This is a genomic window from Malikia spinosa (assembly GCF_002980625.1).
In the GTDB taxonomy this organism is placed as follows: Bacteria; Pseudomonadota; Gammaproteobacteria; order Burkholderiales; family Burkholderiaceae_C; genus Malikia; species Malikia spinosa.
Window position 1 is genome coordinate 1 of record NZ_PVLR01000100.1, and the last position, 700, is coordinate 700.

A 700-nucleotide genomic window follows, 5' to 3' on the forward strand; every position below is an offset into this window, starting at 1 on the left:
GCCCAGCGGGAATTCGGCGTCGTCGGCACCGCGCTCGTAGTCGTTGACGGTGTGCGCGCCGCGGCATTCGTGGCGGGCAGCAGCCGAGGTCATGGTCGCCTGCGCGGCTTCGATCAGGTTGTCGACTTCGAGCGCTTCGATGCGCGCGGTGTTGAAGACCTTGGACTTGTCCTTCAGCGTGATGTTGGCGACGCGCTGGCGCATCGCGTTGATCTTGCGCACGCCTTCGTCCATGCTGGCCTGGGTGCGGAACACGCCCGCGTGCTGCTGCATGGTCGCGCGCAGGTCGTTGGCCACGTCCTGGGCGTATTCGCCCGTGGTGCTGGCGTCCAGGCGCGCCAGGCGCGCCAGGGTCTTGTCAGCGGCGTCCTGGGGCAGCGGCTTGTGCTCGGCCTTAGTGTCGAGGTTGGCGACGATGTGGTTGCCGGCGGCACGGCCGAACACCAGCAGGTCGAGCAGCGAGTTGGTGCCCAGGCGGTTGGCGCCGTGCACCGAGACGCAGGCGCATTCGCCGACCGCGTACAGGCCGTTGACGACTGCCTGGCCGCCGTGGCCGTCGGGGGTGACGACCTGGCCGTGGATGTTCGTCGGGATGCCGCCCATCTGGTAGTGGATGGTCGGCACGACCGGAATGTCTTCCTTGGTGATGTCGACGTTGGCGAAGTTGACGCCGATCTCATAGACCGAGGGCAGGCGCTTG

At 67.6% G+C, this 700-nt stretch carries 1 protein-coding gene; it reads right to left on the reverse strand.

The annotated features are described in order from the left end of the window. On the reverse strand, nucleotides 1-700 hold a 700-nt coding region (locus C6P61_RS17530; RefSeq protein ID WP_146115109.1), incomplete at both ends, for an FAD-binding protein.